This is a genomic window from Aquitalea aquatica (assembly GCF_013911085.1).
In the GTDB taxonomy this organism is placed as follows: domain Bacteria; phylum Pseudomonadota; class Gammaproteobacteria; order Burkholderiales; family Chromobacteriaceae; genus Aquitalea; species Aquitalea aquatica.
Map to the genome: position 1 here is coordinate 26,713 of NZ_JACERN010000010.1, position 13,147 is coordinate 39,859.

The window sequence follows — 13,147 nt, forward strand, 5'->3', positions numbered from 1 at the left end:
GCTAGGCCACCCCCAGATAAAAACAAGAATCTTTCATGATGCAATGCAAAAGGGAATCATTATCTCTAATGCATAAACTTGTAATTGGAATGAGATGACAAATAATGAGAATGAAGCGATAGCTATTTTGGTTAAAAGCCTCTAACAAACGCTCGCAGAGAACCCAATCCAAAGCCTGCCGCCGCAGACAGTACAAGCAGTACGGCCTGGAGGCACAAGGCAGCAGCGGTGGTTTTGTCAGTGGGTCTAAAACGCAAGTAGTCCAGACGATAACCAACATCATGTCCAATGCCAGCCGTGCGCAGTACAGCGCCAATCCGCATTTTCTGCGCACCCTGTCCGGCCTGCTGGCCAGACAGGCCATCGTGGTAGAGCATGCCATCAGCGCGCCCGACGGCAGCATCCTGCTGACCAGCGGCAGCCGCCTGCAAGCACGACACTTCCAGCAACTTCTACAGCAATTGCTCCGCTCTCCGCTGGAATCCAGCCTGGTTTTGCCCGATTTTTCTGCACAGCGCCTGCTCAAAGAAAAAAGCAGCCAGCTGCTCGCCAGTCAGCCACTGCTGCTGCAGCTACTGGAAAAAACAGCACATCGACATGCCTGCCTGGCCGTGTTGGAAAATCTGCCTCTCAATCATGCACTTACCGTCTTGCTGGCGATGCTGGAAGAACAACAACTGCTGGAACATGGCCTGCTGTGCTGCCTGATCAGCCTGGGGCTGGCCCTGCGCACCGGGCAATCCAGCGCACTACTGGAACAAATCGCTCTGGCGGCGCTGTTTCACGATATCGGTGAGCTGTATCTGGCTGCCGGACGGCCAAGCGCGGCCACCAATGGGACCGGGACGCTCCCCTGGCGGCAAAGGATGGTGCATCCGCTGATTGCTTATCGGCAGATGCTGCAACTGGGGCAGCACCCACAGTTGGAGGCGATTGCGCTGGCCATGCTGCAGCATCACGAGCGGCTGGACGGCAGCGGCTATCCGCGGCGGGAAAAGGAAAAACAGCTGGGTATTGCCGGCCAGCTGATCGCCGTGGCCGACCTTAGCTGCCGGCTGCTGCAGAAAAGCCACTCCTGCCAACGGCTGGATATTGCCCTGCGCATCATCCCCGGTGAATTTCACCGCCCGGCGGTGGCGGTGATGAACCGCGTGCTCAAACAGCTGGGCAAGAACGCGCCGAACACGCCGACACCACCACCGGCAATGGCGGCATTGCACGCCCTGCTCAAGCGCATCGGCGAAATCACCCACCTGCTGCTCAATCTGCAGGAAGAAACGCTGACAGTGGCCGGCCAGGCGGCGCTCGGCCGCTGCATGGGCCAGTTTGATACCATCCAGCGCTCGCTGTTCAGCACCGGCATGCAAGCCAACCAGCCACTGGGGCAGGAGGAGGATCTACAGCTAGAAATCCTGCTGGTGACCGAGGAAATCAACTGGCGGCTACGCAATCTGGGCCGCGATCTGAGCCTGGCCCAGGACAGGCTGGGCCCGGATGATGCCATGCTGTTCCAGCCGCTGAGCAGCGTGTTGCTGGCCAGCCTCCAGCCGGAACCCTCCGTTCAGGCTGGCGCGTAGGGCAGCTCCAGCAACAAGGGCGCGTCGATGGCTGCTTGCAGGGTAGCCAGATTGTCGGCATAGGCCAGTTGCTGCGGCACCACCCGGTTGGCCACCCAGCCGGCCAGCGTCAGTCCTGAGGCCTGAATGGCCCGCACCGTCAGCAAGGCATGGTTGATGCAACCCAGCCGCATGCCCACCACCAGAATCACCGGCAGTTGCAGCGCCCGCGCCATGTCTTCCATATACAGACCCTCGGCCAGCGGGGCGAGCCAGCCACCAGCCGCTTCCACCAGCACGGTGTCCGCCTGCGTCGCCAGTTGCTGGTAATGGCTGACAATGGTATCCAGCGCAATCTCCACTCCGGCCTGGCGTGCGGCGATATGCGGCGAAACCGGCGGCAAAAAGCGATAGGGGTTCATCAGGTCCAGATCCTGCTGGCCGGTCACCGCCACCAGCCGTGCCACATCGTCGTTCAGCCAGCTGCCGTCGGCCAGCACTTCGCAGCCGGAGGCCACCGGCTTCATCGCCAATACCCGCTGGCCCTGTGCTTGCCAATGGCGCAGCAGGGCGACGGCAGAATGGGTTTTGCCGATTTCGGTATCGGTGCCGGTAATGAAAAAGCCTTGAGCCATGGTGAGTTTGCCTTGCATCAATGAAGCAGGCTGGATGATAGCGCGGGAAAAGACAATGCGGGAAACCGGGGGCCAGCCCGCCAGCGCAGCGGCGCCGACCTCCTGGGTCGGCGATCTGCCACGCTGGCCTTGTGAGCCTGGGCTGTATGGATGCGGCCTTGTGAGCCTTAGGGTTTCAATATCGGAGTGGACTGAAACCGGTTTGCCAGGGCTTGCCCCTGACTGCCTTGCCGCCGGCCGGGAACGGGATGGGAAAATCCGGCAGACAGTAAAGCAGCACGGGGCTGGCCCGGCAGGTATTGCTAATCAGACATTGCCTTGCGCCTTGACGCGTTCCTGACGGTTGCTCAGTTTGTTGAGCGCTGACAGGTAAGCCTTGGCACTGGCGACAATTACATCGGTATCAGCGCCCTGGCCATTCACCACGCGGCCATCCTTGGCCAGCCGTACGGTGACTTCGCCCTGCGACTCGGTACCCTTGGTAATGGCATTCACCGAGTACAGTTCCAGTTCGGCCTGGCTGTTGACCGTGCTTTCGATGGCCTTGAACGCAGCATCCACCGGGCCGGAGCCACTGGATTCGCAGCGCTTTTCCACACCATGTTCAACAAACACGATGGCGGCCTGCGGCGCTTCGCCGGTTTCGGTATTCACCTTCAGCGACACGAATTTGTAGTCTTCCTGCAAGGTAGCCACCAGCTCGTCCGACACCAGTGCGTGCAGGTCTTCGTCGAAGATTTCACGCTTGCGGTCGGCCAGATCCTTGAAGCGGGCAAAGGCGGCGTTAAGCGCTTCTTCGCTGTCCAGCACGATGCCCAGATCGGTCAGCTTGGTCTTGAAGGCATTGCGACCGGACAATTTGCCCAGCGTCAGGCGGTTGGCACTCCAGCCCACGCTCTCTGCCGACATGATTTCATAGGTTTCGCGATGCTTGAGCACGCCATCCTGATGGATGCCGGATTCGTGAGCAAAGGCATTGGCACCGACGATGGCCTTGTTCGGCTGCACCGGATAGCCGGTCACCGTGGACACCAGCTTGGAAGCCGGCACGATCTGGGTGGCATCGACGCGGGTATCCACCGCGAAAATGTCCTTGCGGGTACGCACCGCCATGACGATTTCTTCCAGCGCGGCATTACCGGCTCGTTCACCCAGGCCATTGATGGTGCACTCCACCTGACGGGCACCGCCCAATACCGCAGCCAGGCTATTGGCCACGGCCATGCCCAGATCGTTGTGGCAATGGGCCGACCAGATCACCTTGTCGCCACCTTCGGTCTTGCTGATCAATTCGCGGAAGAAGGCCTCGGTAGCACGCGGCACGGCGTAGCCCACGGTATCCGGCACGTTCAGCGTGGTGGCACCGGCCTTGATCACTTCGCCAAAAATGCGGGCGAGGAAATCGATATCCGAACGCAGGGCATCTTCGGCAGAAAACTCGACATCATCGGTATATTCACGCGCCAGCTTGACGGCCTTTACCGCAGCATCCACCACCTCGTCCGGCGTCATGCGCAGCTTCTTTTCCATATGGATGGGGCTGGTGGCGATAAAGGTATGGATACGGCCACGGGCGGCCGGCTTGATGGCTTCGCCAGCAGCACGCACATCGCGCTCATTGGCACGGGCCAGGCTACAGACGGTGGAATCCTTGATCACCTCGGCAATGGCGTGGATGGCATCGGCATCACCCGGGCTGGCGGCGGCAAAGCCGGCCTCGATCACATCGACACCCAGACGTTCCAGCTGGCGGGCGATGCGGATCTTTTCTTCCTTGGTCATGGAAGCGCCCGGCGACTGTTCGCCATCACGCAAGGTGGTATCAAAAATATAAAGACGATCGCCCATGTCGAATGTTCTCCCTTGTCCCTGTGCTGCTGTCCCGGCTGCGTTCAGGTAATCGTTGAAATCGAATCTCTTGCCCTGGCTTGCCGCCAGTTGCGCCAACTTGTTCAACTGCGCCAGCGGTAGGCTGCCGCGTTCTCTCCACTTGTAGACTGCTGCACGGCTGACCGGCTCATCGGGAAAAATCCGGCTCAGACCTTCAGCCACCGCACCGGGGCCGCCCAGATCGTCAATGAGTCGTTCAATGTCCAATTGCATGTTGTGCTCCTGCAGCAAGTTTTGATTCAATGTAGCGATTGGACGACATAACGTCAAACGTGCAGTGCAACATTCGTAAAAAACTCGGCGGAGCGTGTGTCAAATTTGCAATTATTAGACACAAAGTCCAATAATGATCAAAAAGCCAGCTTACCCAAGCCCAGCCCGGCCATTACCACCCGGTGTTTTCTACCCAGTCGATAAGAAATATCAGACGAATTTGTCCAATCACACAGTAGCACCAAGAAAAAGCCCCGCTGCTGCCAGGGCAGGAGCGGGGCTTGATCGCAACAAGGACAATCAGGGCGCGATCGTCTCTGCCGGCTTGCGTCGCAACAGACTCCAGCCAGCCATCACATAACCGGACAAGGCATAGCAGACAAAGAAGCCGAACAGCACCAGCGGCGGCTCCGACATCAGCAGCAACAAACCCACCACCAGCGCCAGCAGCATGACAAAAGGCACACGGCGGCGCAGATGGATTTCCTTGAAGCTCCAGAACTTCACATTGGTCACCATGGTGATGCCGGAAAAAGCGGTAAAGCCCAGCAATACCCACTTCAGCCCCGGCAGCGCGGTGTAGTCATAGGCATGGCAGATCCACACCAGCCCCGCCACCAGCGCCGCTGCCGCCGGGCTGGGCAGGCCGGTAAACCAGCGCTTGTCGGTGCTGCCTATCATGGTGTTGAAACGCGCCAGGCGCAGCGCAGCGCCAGCACAGTGGATGAATGCCACCATCCAGCCCAGCTTGCCCATGTCTTTCAGCAGCCATTCATAGGCCACCAGCGCGGGGGCGACGCCAAAGCTCACCATGTCCGACAGGCTGTCAAACTCGGCACCAAAGGCACTCTGGCTATGGGTTAGCCGGGCTACCCGGCCATCCATGCCATCCAGAATCATGGCAACAAAAATAGCAACGGCAGCAATCTGGAAATTCTGATTCATCGCCTGCACGATGGCGTAGAAACCGGCAAACAAGGCTGCCAGGGTAAAGGAATTGGGCAGCAGGTAAATACCCTGACGGCGCAGGGACGGCTTACCCGGAACGGGGTCATGGATCATGGTGTTATCCGTAAGCGAAGCTATCGGTACGGCGCTGAGCACATACCGGCGCGGGCCGGCTGTCAGTACGTCGACGATCTAGACAAAGGGCGCATGCGCGCAGAGCCGCTGATTTTAATCCAAGCTGGCCCCGGCAGCAAAAGCACCGGTCCGGCCACACTCGTGACCGCTATTCAGTAATGAAAAAAGCCGGGTTTCCCCGGCTTTGGCACACTGACTGACTTCGAAATCAGTTCTTGGACTGGTCGACCAGTTTGTTCTTGGAAATCCAGGGCATCATGGCACGCAGTTCGGCACCCACCTTTTCGATCGGATGATCGGCGGTCAGGCGACGACGGGCAGTCATGCTCGGATAGTTGGTCTTGCCTTCCAGGATGAACATCTTGGCGTATTCGCCAGACTGGATGCGGTACAGCGCCTTTTTCATGGCTTCCTTGGTGGCGGAGGTCACCACTTCCGGGCCAGTCACGTACTCGCCATACTCCGCGTTATTGGAGATGGAGTAGTTCATGTTGGCGATGCCGCCTTCGTACATCAGGTCGACGATCAGCTTCAGTTCGTGCAGGCACTCGAAGTAAGCCATTTCCGGAGCGTAACCAGCTTCGGTCAGGGTTTCGAAACCGGCCTTCACCAGTTCAACCGCGCCGCCACACAGTACAGCCTGTTCGCCGAACAGGTCGGTTTCGGTTTCTTCGCGGAAGTTGGTTTCGATCACGCCACCCTTGGTACCGCCGTTGGCAGCAGCATAGGACAGGGCCACGTCACGGGCCTTGCCGGACTTGTCCTGGTATACGGCGATCAGGGTCGGCACGCCGCCACCCTTCACATACTCGGAACGCACGGTGTGGCCCGGGCCTTTCGGAGCCACCATGATCACGTCCAGATCTTCACGCGGAACGATCTGGTTGTAATGCACGTTGAAGCCGTGAGCGAAAGCCAGGGCAGCGCCCTTCTTGATGTTCGGGGCGATTTCCTTGTGGTACACGTCCGGCTGCGATTCGTCCGGCAGCAGAATCATCACGACATCGGCCTTCTTCACCGCCTCGGCCACTTCCTTCACCTTGTGGCCAGCAGCTTCGGCCTTGCTCCAGGACGCGCCGTCCTTGCGCAGACCCACGATCACATCAACGCCAGACTCTTTCAGGTTCTGGGCGTGAGCATGGCCTTGTGAGCCGTAGCCGATGATGGCGACTTTCTTACCCTTGATGATGGAAAGATCCGCGTCCTTGTCGTAATACACTTTCATTTGCTTTGTCCCTTGTTATCCGGGCGGCCACCGCTGTGGCCCGCCGTCAGATGTATAGATATATCAGATTTTCAGAACCCGTTCACCACGGCCAATGCCGGATGCGCCAGTACGGACCGTTTCCAGGATCACTGCGCGGTCGATGGCCTCGATAAAGGCCCCCAGCTTGTCGCTCGTACCAGTCAGCTCGATGGTGTAAGTCTTTTCCGTAACATCAATGATGCGACCGCGGAAAATATCCGCCATGCGCTTCATTTCCTCCCGGTCTTTACCGGTAGCGCGCACTTTGATCAGCATCATCTCGCGTTCGATGTGCTCGGATTCATTGAGGTCTATCACCTTGACCACCTCGATCAGCTTGTTGAGCTGCTTGGTGATCTGCTCGATGACTTCGTCGGAACCATGCGTGACGATCGTCATCCGTGACAGTGTCGGATCCTCGGTAGTCGACACCGTCAGTGAGTCAATATTGTAAGCCCGGGCCGAAAACAGCCCCACCACGCGGGACAGTGCGCCCGCTTCGTTTTCCAGCAAAATCGAAAGAATATGTCTCATACCGTCCGCCTCAGCACATATTGCCGTAGTCACGGTTGTTCTCGAAGGGGACCTGCTGGACGTCGCGCATGTGCGGCGGCAAATCCATCTGGTCCAGACCCTTGCCATTCTGGATCATCGGGAACACGTTCTCGGATTGATCGGTACGGAAGTCCAGGAATACCAGACGTTCCTTCAGAGCAGGGCCAAAGGCCTCGCGCAGTACCGGCTCGACATCGGACGGGTTTTCGATCTTGAAGCCAACGTGGCCATAGGCCTCGGCCACCTTTACGAAATCCGGCAACGCATCCATGTAGGACTCGGAATACCGGGTGCCGTAGAAGAATTCCTGCCACTGACGCACCATGCCCAGATAGCGGTTGTTGAGCGCCACGATCTTGACCGGTGTGTGGTACTGCTTGCAGGTGGACAGCTCCTGGATATTCATCTGGATGGAGCCTTCGCCGGTAATACAGGCGACGGTTGCATCTGGATTGGCCAGTTGCGCACCCATGGCTGCAGGCAAACCGAAGCCCATGGTACCCAAGCCGCCGGAATTCAGCCACTGCTTCGGACTGTCGAACTTGTAATACTGGGCCGCCCACATCTGATGCTGTCCCACATCGGAGGCGACGATGGCCTTGCCACCGGTGATTTCATACAGCTTTTCCACCACGTACTGCGGCTTGATCAGCTCGGTGGACGGGGTGTACAGCAGGCTGTTGTGGCCACGCCATTCTTCAATCTGCTTCCACCAGTGCGCCAGATGCTGTGCATCCGGTTTCTGGCCCGACTGGCGCAGGATGTCCAGCATTTCGCGCAACACGTGCTTGACGTCGCCGACGATGGGCACATCCACTTTCACGCGCTTGGAAATGGAAGACGGGTCCACGTCGATGTGGATGATCTTCTTCGGCTGCGACAGGAAATGCGATGGCACGCTGATGACACGGTCGTCAAAACGCGCACCCACGGCAATCAGCACATCACAGTACTGCATGGCCATATTGGCCTCGTAAGTACCGTGCATGCCCAGCATGCCGAGGAACTGCGGATCGGAACCCGGATAGGCACCCAGGCCCATCAGGGTGTTGGTACATGGCAGGCCCAGCGACTTCACCAGCTCGGTGACTTCGGCTGCAGCATTGCCTTGCACGGCACCGCCGCCCACGTAGATGTAAGGACGCTTGGCTTCCAGCAGAAGGTTGATGGCCTTCTTGATCTGTCCCGGATGGCCGCGGGTGGCAGGCACATAGGAACGGATGTGCACGCTTTCCGGGTAGTGGAATTCGGCACGTTGCTGGGTAATGTCCTTGGGAATATCCACCACCACCGGGCCGGGTCGGCCGCTCTTGGCGATGTAGAATGCTTTCTTGATGGTTTCAGCGATATCGTTGACATCCTTCACCAGGAAGTTGTGCTTCACGCACGGGCGGGTAATGCCCACCATGTCCACTTCCTGAAAGGCGTCCAGACCGATGGCCGGAGTGGCCACCTGACCGGAGATCACCACCATGGGAATCGAATCCATATAAGCGGTGGCAATGCCGGTAACGGCATTGGTGGCACCAGGACCGGAGGTCACCAGCGCTACGCCTACCTTGTCGCTGGAACGCGAGTACGCATCAGCCGCATGCACTGCAGCCTGCTCGTGACGCACCAGAACGTGCTTGAACTTTTCCTGCCGGAAGATGGCATCATATATTTCCAGAACCGCGCCGCCGGGGTAGCCGAACAGAAATTCGACTCCTTCTTCCTGCAGGCAACGGACTAGGATTTCCGCGCCCGATATCTGCATCTTGTGCCTCTTTGTCTTGTCTTGCAGTCAATCTTGGCAATTGACTTGTGTTTCATCCCGTTGTGATGAAAGACCTTAGCCTATCCCTCAAATAGCGGTCAAGTGCTTTTGTGCAGGTGCAAAAACACGCTAAGCCACGGTAAAAACAGGGAAATCCGCGGGGTGGCCTTGCCTGTCCGGCTCTGCTACTATCTTTCGTTGGCATCAACCAGAATCTTCCCCTACACATGGCAAGCCGCAAGGAAATGGCCGACTTTCTGCAGTCGGTGGAACGACGCGCCTTCAAGCAAGCCCTGTACGCCGTGCGCAATGACGAAAATGCGCTGGATATCGTGCAAGACTCCATGATGAAGCTGGCAGACCGCTACGCCCATGCACCGGCGGCCGAATTGCCGCTGATTTTCCAGCGCATCCTGCAAAACACCATTCGCGATCACTTCCGCCGCGCCAAGGTGCGTCAGTTCTTTGGCACACTGCTGTCTTCGCTGCTGCCCACCCGCGAGGAAGACGAAAGCGCCGATCCGCTGGAAACGCTGAACATCGCAGCGGACGAGGCCAGCAGTAATCCGGAAAAATGGTATGCCCGCAAAGAAGTCGCCCAACTGATCGACGGCGCGGTGCAACTGCTGCCCAATCGTCAACGGGAAGCTTTCCTGCTGCGTTACTGGGAGGGACTGGATGTCGCCGAAACCGCACGGGTGATGGGCTGCTCGGAAGGCAGCGTCAAGACGCATTGCTCGCGCGCCACCCACACGCTGGCGGCCATCCTGCAGCAAAAAGGAGTGGTGCTATGACCCCCTCGAAGCAAGGTACCGGCACGCATGCCGGTGCCGACGACAAGCTCAAGCACAGTGTGACCACAATACTGAACCAACCGGGCAACCAGCTCAGTGCTGCCCAACAGCAACGCCTGCGGCAGGCCAGGGAGCAGGCACTGGCCCGCTTTGACGAACGTGCTGGAGAAGCGCCGCGTATGCGCGAACGGCTGTCGCTTTGGCTACAGCGCCATACTCAGGGTCTGCGCCGCAGCGTACTCGCGCTGAGCTTTGCCATGATGGCAGGCACGGGCCTGTGGGTGATGGAGGGCCTGCTGGTAGAGGAAGAGGCGGTCGATGCAGCCATCCTGGCCCATGAGCTGCCTTTGGAAATGCTGATGGACCCGCACTTTTCGGGAAGCCTGCATGACTAAAACACAGTGGCTATTACCATTACTGCTGGCAGGCTGCCTGTTGGCCCAGCCGACGCTAGCCAGCCCACTGAACAATCCCCGCTGGGATCAGCTGGATACCGAGCAACAGACAGTCATGGCGCCGCTGGCCGCCGAATGGGACCGCTATGCGCCGGAGAAAAAGAAAAACCTGTTGGCCATCGTGCCGGAATATCGCAGCCTGGACCCTGCCGGACGCCTGCGTCTGCAAAGCAAGCTGAAAAGCTGGTCTGACCTGACGCTGGAGCAACGCCAGCAAATCCGCCAAAACTGGAAAACGCTGCAAGGCCTTCCCGCTACCGAGCGGGAGAAAGCCATTCAGCGCCTGAAACAAAGCCAGCCCAAGCCCCAGGCTTCCGGCTGAGCATCACCCTGCCGTCATCATCATGAGCCCAACCTTTACCGCGGCCAGCATTGGTCGCCGCCTGTGTAGCCAGCTTTACGAATTGCTGTTGATTGCCGCCCTGCTGCTTACCGTTTCCGCCGTCATGACCGGCCTGCAAGCCTGGCTGGGCCAATCGCTGCTGCTGGACCTGCTCACCCAGCTGGCACTCGCTGGCTCATTGTTCGGCTATTTCGGCAGCAGCTGGGTCAAATCAGGCCAGACCGTCGCCATGAAGGCCTGGCGGGTGAAGATAGTGCGGCAGGATGACGGACAGCTGATGGATTGGCGTCAGGCAGGCTTCCGCTACATCGTCGGCCTGCTGCTGTTTGTTGGTATGCCGGCGATTTCCTACCTGGCCTGGTCGCGCAACCTGGGGCATGGGCGCGAGGCGCTGCTGATTTCGCTGGCCTGGTGCATCCTGCCCTATCTGGCGGCCTGCTATGACAAGGAGCGGCTGTTTCTGCACGACCGCCTGGCCCGCACCCGACAGATCACCCTGCCCAAGCCCCCTCACCCAGGCAAGGGCCGGGCACGACAAACAAGCTGAGTCCGCGCTTGCTCCCAAGACCCAGCCGTCACCGGGCCGGTGTGGCTGATCTTGGCAAAATATCTTCATCAAAAGATATTTCACCCCGAAGTCATGATACTCTTTGCGCCCGGAACGGAAAGCCTTGCCCCTCCTTTACCTGGAAGCCCGCAGAATGCATCAACAGCCCGATCAGATCGACCGCATCGTCGCCCTCTGGAATGAAGTACGTCCCGACCTGGACCCCTCGTCCACTCAGGTTATCGGTCGTATCGTTCGAATGGAATATTTCATTACCCGCCGGGTACTGCAGGATCTGGCGCGCTACAACCTCAACGTAGGCGAGTTTGATGTGCTGGCGGCACTGCGCCGCCGTGGTGAACCCTATCAGTTGTCGCCCAACCAGTTGCAGGGCATGGTACTGATTTCCTCCGGCGCACTGACCAACCGTATCAACCGGCTGGAAGAAGCCGGCCTGGTCACCCGCTCGCCCGATCCGGAAGACCGTCGCGGCGTCATCGTTACACTGAGCGCCAAGGGCTTTGCCGTAATCGAGGAGGCCGTGGTGAATCATCTGGCAGCCGAAGCCGAACTGATGGAAAACCTGGACGACAGCGAAAAGCTGCAATTGGCAGGCCTGCTGAAAAAGCTGCTGCAGACCCAGGAAGACTAAACAGCAAGACTGAGTGGCCCCCAGCCGCCAGCCACAAAAAAGCCGCATTGCTGCGGCTTTTTTCATTTACAGCCCGATGATCAGCAGCAGGTTTGCGCCACAGATCAGCACAAACAACAACCAGCCCACTAGCTGTAGCCACGGTGCCAGGGCAAACTCTCCCATCAACTGGCGGCTGGCCGTCATGCGCAGCAGCGGCCACATGGCCAAGGGCAATTGCAGGCTGAGTACCACCTGACTCCACACCAGCATGCGCCCCACCGCCCCCTCCCCCAACAGCAGCACACCCAGCAGCGCCGGCAGTAAAGCCAGCCCACGGGTAATCAGTCGTCGCTGGTAGCAGGGAATCCTGATCTGCAGAAAACCATCCATGATCACCTGCCCGGCCACGGTACCGGTAAGCGTGGAGCTTTGCCCGGCCGCCAGCAAGGCCAGGCCAAACAGCAGCGCCGCCGCTCCGCCGGCCAGCGGCGTGATCAGCTGATAAGCCTGTTCGATATCATCCACCACCGGTTGCCCAACAGCATGAAAAGCCGAGCCAGCCAGCACCAGGATGGCCCCGTTCACCAGCATGGCCAGCAGCAGCGACAACACGGTATCGATGCGGCATAGCGCCAGCGTATCGCGCAGGCCATGCCTGCCACCTTCCACCCGCCGGGTCTGCACGATGGAAGAATGCAGATACAGGTTGTGCGGCATGATGGTGGCACCGACGATGCCCAGGCCCAGTACCACCGCCTGATGCAGGTCCGCACCGGGATTAGAAGGCAGCAGACCCCGTGCCACCCCCTGCCAATCCGGCCCCACCATGAAAACCTGGATGGCAAAACACAGCGCGATGGTGGCAATCAGGCCCAGCACCACAGCCTCGATCTGACGGAAGCCCTTGCCCTTCATGCCCAGCACGATCAGGGTATCGAAGGCAGTCAGCCCCACTCCCCAGGCCAGCGGCACGCCAAACAGCAGCTTGAAAGCCAGGGCGCAGCCCAGCACCTCTGCCACATCGCAGGCGATGATGGACAACTCAGCGCTCAGCCACTGCAACAAACGCCCGGCCGGGCCGTAACGTTCGCGGCTGGCTTGTGCCAGATCCATGCCGGTGACCAGGCCCAGCCGTGCCGCCATCAGCTGCAACACGATGGCCATCACACTGGACAGCGCCACCACCCACAGCAAACCATAGCCAAAACGCGACCCGGCCTCGATATCCGTTGCCCAGTTGCCCGGGTCCATATAGCCGACAGCCACCAACAGGCCGGGGCCGGCAAAGCGGCGTAGTCGCTGCCACCATGCGGCATGGGCGTCGATGCGGATACTGCCTTGAACTTCGGAAGGGCAAAATGGAGCGGTAGCGGTACGCGGGAGGGAAAACATGCAACTTCCTCAAACAGAAAGGCCGAAAATGCGCGCCGGACGCAGTGG

At 59.2% G+C, this 13,147-nt stretch carries 13 protein-coding genes; 6 read left to right on the plus strand and 7 right to left on the minus strand.

Annotated features, from left to right (window positions below):
* Nucleotides 1-281: 281 nt before the first annotated feature.
* Nucleotides 282-1,577, plus strand: coding sequence for an HD-GYP domain-containing protein (locus H2Z84_RS02965; RefSeq protein WP_181834658.1), 1,296 nt, complete (start codon nucleotides 282-284; stop codon nucleotides 1,575-1,577).
* On the opposite strand, the gene bioD is transcribed toward H2Z84_RS02965, so the two are convergent.
* The 6 genes from bioD to ilvB form a co-directional block, all read right to left on the minus strand.
* Nucleotides 1,562-2,191, minus strand: a complete 630-nt coding sequence (gene bioD, locus H2Z84_RS02970) for a dethiobiotin synthase (protein ID WP_181834659.1) — start codon at nucleotides 2,189-2,191, stop codon at nucleotides 1,562-1,564. The two genes, H2Z84_RS02965 and bioD, sit on opposite strands and share 16 nt — an antisense overlap.
* A 306-nt stretch (nucleotides 2,192-2,497) precedes the next feature.
* Complete coding sequence (locus tag H2Z84_RS02975) at nucleotides 2,498-4,294, minus strand: 2-isopropylmalate synthase (protein WP_181834660.1); 1,797 nt, start codon at nucleotides 4,292-4,294, stop codon at nucleotides 2,498-2,500.
* A 300-nt stretch (nucleotides 4,295-4,594) separates the two neighbouring features.
* Nucleotides 4,595-5,356, minus strand: a complete 762-nt coding sequence (gene pssA / locus H2Z84_RS02980) for a CDP-diacylglycerol--serine O-phosphatidyltransferase (protein WP_181834661.1) — start codon at nucleotides 5,354-5,356, stop codon at nucleotides 4,595-4,597.
* A gap of 229 nt (nucleotides 5,357-5,585) precedes the next feature.
* Nucleotides 5,586-6,602 (minus strand): ketol-acid reductoisomerase, encoded by a 1,017-nt coding sequence (gene ilvC / locus H2Z84_RS02985; RefSeq protein WP_103524752.1) that lies wholly within the window; start codon nucleotides 6,600-6,602, stop codon nucleotides 5,586-5,588.
* Nucleotides 6,603-6,665: 63 nt separating this feature from the next.
* Nucleotides 6,666-7,157 (minus strand): acetolactate synthase small subunit, encoded by a 492-nt coding sequence (gene ilvN / locus H2Z84_RS02990; protein ID WP_059284698.1) that lies wholly within the window; start codon nucleotides 7,155-7,157, stop codon nucleotides 6,666-6,668.
* A gap of 10 nt (nucleotides 7,158-7,167) precedes the next feature.
* Nucleotides 7,168-8,934 (minus strand): biosynthetic-type acetolactate synthase large subunit, encoded by a 1,767-nt coding sequence (gene ilvB / locus H2Z84_RS02995; RefSeq protein WP_103524753.1) that lies wholly within the window; start codon nucleotides 8,932-8,934, stop codon nucleotides 7,168-7,170.
* Nucleotides 8,935-9,161: 227 nt separating this feature from the next.
* On the opposite strand from ilvB, the gene H2Z84_RS03000 reads away from it, so the two are divergent.
* From H2Z84_RS03000 to H2Z84_RS03020, 5 genes are all read left to right on the plus strand, one after another.
* Nucleotides 9,162-9,728 (plus strand): RNA polymerase sigma factor, encoded by a 567-nt coding sequence (locus H2Z84_RS03000; protein WP_103524754.1) that lies wholly within the window; start codon nucleotides 9,162-9,164, stop codon nucleotides 9,726-9,728.
* On the plus strand, nucleotides 9,725-10,123 hold the full coding sequence (locus H2Z84_RS03005; RefSeq protein ID WP_181834662.1) for a DUF3619 family protein: 399 nt from the start codon (nucleotides 9,725-9,727) through the stop codon (nucleotides 10,121-10,123). Before H2Z84_RS03000 ends, H2Z84_RS03005 begins: the two co-directional genes overlap by 4 nt.
* Nucleotides 10,116-10,505 (plus strand): DUF3106 domain-containing protein, encoded by a 390-nt coding sequence (locus H2Z84_RS03010; protein WP_181834663.1) that lies wholly within the window; start codon nucleotides 10,116-10,118, stop codon nucleotides 10,503-10,505. The genes H2Z84_RS03005 and H2Z84_RS03010 overlap by 8 nt, the downstream gene beginning before the upstream one ends.
* Before the next feature lie 22 nt (nucleotides 10,506-10,527).
* The gene (locus H2Z84_RS03015; RefSeq protein ID WP_181834664.1) at nucleotides 10,528-11,073 is read left to right on the plus strand and encodes an RDD family protein; all 546 of its coding nucleotides are present in this window, start codon (nucleotides 10,528-10,530) and stop codon (nucleotides 11,071-11,073) included.
* A 154-nt stretch (nucleotides 11,074-11,227) separates the two neighbouring features.
* Nucleotides 11,228-11,725, plus strand: a complete 498-nt coding sequence (locus H2Z84_RS03020) for a MarR family winged helix-turn-helix transcriptional regulator (RefSeq protein WP_181834665.1) — start codon at nucleotides 11,228-11,230, stop codon at nucleotides 11,723-11,725.
* 66 nt (nucleotides 11,726-11,791) lie between these two features.
* On the opposite strand, the gene H2Z84_RS03025 is transcribed toward H2Z84_RS03020, so the two are convergent.
* Nucleotides 11,792-13,099, minus strand: coding sequence for an Nramp family divalent metal transporter (locus H2Z84_RS03025; RefSeq protein ID WP_181834666.1), 1,308 nt, complete (start codon nucleotides 13,097-13,099; stop codon nucleotides 11,792-11,794).
* Between the last annotated feature and the right edge of the window lie 48 nt (nucleotides 13,100-13,147).

Bases quoted from the DNA above. Each gene is read 5' to 3' on its own strand.
- H2Z84_RS03025 (WP_181834666.1), bottom strand. From the start codon at position 13,099: ATGTTTTCCCTCCCGCGTACCGCTACCGCTCCATTTTGCCCTTCCGAA.
- H2Z84_RS03020 (WP_181834665.1), top strand. From the start codon at position 11,228: ATGCATCAACAGCCCGATCAGATCGACCGCATCGTCGCCCTCTGGAAT.
- ilvC (WP_103524752.1), bottom strand. From the start codon at position 6,602: ATGAAAGTGTATTACGACAAGGACGCGGATCTTTCCATCATCAAGGGT.
- H2Z84_RS03005 (WP_181834662.1), top strand. From the start codon at position 9,725: ATGACCCCCTCGAAGCAAGGTACCGGCACGCATGCCGGTGCCGACGAC.
- ilvB (WP_103524753.1), bottom strand. From the start codon at position 8,934: ATGCAGATATCGGGCGCGGAAATCCTAGTCCGTTGCCTGCAGGAAGAA.
- H2Z84_RS03010 (WP_181834663.1), top strand. From the start codon at position 10,116: ATGACTAAAACACAGTGGCTATTACCATTACTGCTGGCAGGCTGCCTG.
- pssA (WP_181834661.1), bottom strand. From the start codon at position 5,356: ATGATCCATGACCCCGTTCCGGGTAAGCCGTCCCTGCGCCGTCAGGGT.
- H2Z84_RS02965 (WP_181834658.1), top strand. From the start codon at position 282: ATGTCCAATGCCAGCCGTGCGCAGTACAGCGCCAATCCGCATTTTCTG.
- H2Z84_RS03000 (WP_103524754.1), top strand. From the start codon at position 9,162: ATGGCAAGCCGCAAGGAAATGGCCGACTTTCTGCAGTCGGTGGAACGA.
- bioD (WP_181834659.1), bottom strand. From the start codon at position 2,191: ATGGCTCAAGGCTTTTTCATTACCGGCACCGATACCGAAATCGGCAAA.
- H2Z84_RS03015 (WP_181834664.1), top strand. From the start codon at position 10,528: ATGAGCCCAACCTTTACCGCGGCCAGCATTGGTCGCCGCCTGTGTAGC.
- ilvN (WP_059284698.1), bottom strand. From the start codon at position 7,157: ATGAGACATATTCTTTCGATTTTGCTGGAAAACGAAGCGGGCGCACTG.
- H2Z84_RS02975 (WP_181834660.1), bottom strand. From the start codon at position 4,294: ATGCAATTGGACATTGAACGACTCATTGACGATCTGGGCGGCCCCGGT.